This window comes from Microcoleus sp. Pol7_B2 (assembly GCF_036701035.1).
GTDB lineage: Bacteria > Cyanobacteriota > Cyanobacteriia > Cyanobacteriales > Microcoleaceae > Microcoleus.
Map to the genome: position 1 here is coordinate 1 of NZ_JAUBQB010000192.1, position 1,475 is coordinate 1,475.

The 1,475-nt window shown below is 40.1% G+C and carries 1 protein-coding gene; it reads right to left on the reverse strand.

Features of this window, described 5'->3' with window-relative positions:
* Positions 1 to 177 precede the first annotated feature (177 nt).
* Entirely contained in the window at positions 178 to 1,404 is a 1,227-nt protein-coding gene (locus tag QUA57_RS28485; RefSeq protein WP_333251567.1) for an IS4 family transposase, read from the reverse strand.
* Positions 1,405 to 1,475 lie beyond the last annotated feature (71 nt).

Sequence of the window (1,475 nt, forward strand, 5' to 3'; positions counted from 1 at the left end):
TTAAGAGCTATGCAGTGCTTAAAACAATAAATACAGGAGGATTCATTATTATTCCAGTACCTCTGTGTTTAACTTGTTTAGAGCGAAATTTTGAGACCGGCTTTTTCACAACTCTTGGGTTGTTTCTCTGAACCCTTTGAGGTAGAAGTTGGTCAAGTATCTCCAAAGTTAACCACTTCAAAAAAAGGGAAGTTCCTGTGGTTGTAACCGCTGAAATTTTGGGAGAGCGCGACGAATAACTCGTAAGGTTCCAGTAAAAGAAAGACGCAATGGTGAAACACCTGCGTTGCTTGCTGCTTGAAAAATCAATGACCGTACAGCCCAATGTCCTAGCAGTAAACCATAAATTTCTTGTACCACCTCCTTTGGTCTTTGAGAACGAATATGAGTTTTTCGTCCTAATAAATGTACTTTCAGTTCATCAATCGTATTCTCAACTTCCCAACGTTGATGATATTCACAGGCAAGTAACTGGGCCGTAAATTTTTCTGCTGACAATAAACTCGTAATTAAACGATATCTAATTGGTGCTTCGGGGTGTTCGGGATGCTCAATTGTGTACTCAATTACTCTTACTTGTATTGGCTGAAATCCTTTTTTTCTTAATTTGCCTGATGGATAAATCCAACTCAAATATGAACCATCATCTAATTGTGTTTCGTTTAAGAATTTAACGTTGGATGGAATTCGCCCCACATACTCACAACCTTTACTGACTGTAGCTTCTACCATCGCATAAGAATGTAAACCTCTATCCCACATCAATAGCATTCCCGGCGTTACTGAGCGTAACAACTTTAACGCTCTTACTCTTTCTCCCATTTTATATGGACACATTAAGGCATCAAAGATTAAATGTGTTCCTGCCTCTACTAAAATGACTAATCTAGCTTTAGGGAACGCTGCTCTTGTACCTGGGCGACTTCCTGGACGACCAAAAACCCTAGCATTTTCATCACTATCTGGGATATCTAAGCAGGTTCCATCTATCACTACGACCCGGAGTTGATGGATAAAAGCTCCTACTGTTTCGACTCTAGCCATTGGTCGCACTAAGGAATGAAACAACTGTCTCATTACACCTGCTCCTAATCTTTGTCTGGCTTGAGTAATTGCCGATTTACATGGAAATAACCAATATTTACCAATTTTTATCCATCCTTCATTAAGACCATCAATCAAATTTTTTAGTACATCCCGCATTGAATCTTTCGACCACAGACTCATGGCGATTACCAGACACACTACCAGTTGTGCTGGCAGGGCGCGATGACGTTTCTCTTCAGCCTTCGTTTTAGTAATCGCCTGTTCGATTGCAGTAGCTGGAATCGCCATTTCTATTGCTTTGAATATCTCCCTACTTGGGATTTTGGGAGATACTAATGAGAATTCTTTGAGATGCACGCTAACTTACTCTCCATTTTTGGAAACAATACCTAATTTACCAGGGTTTGAGCCTTAACTGAACCGTATTG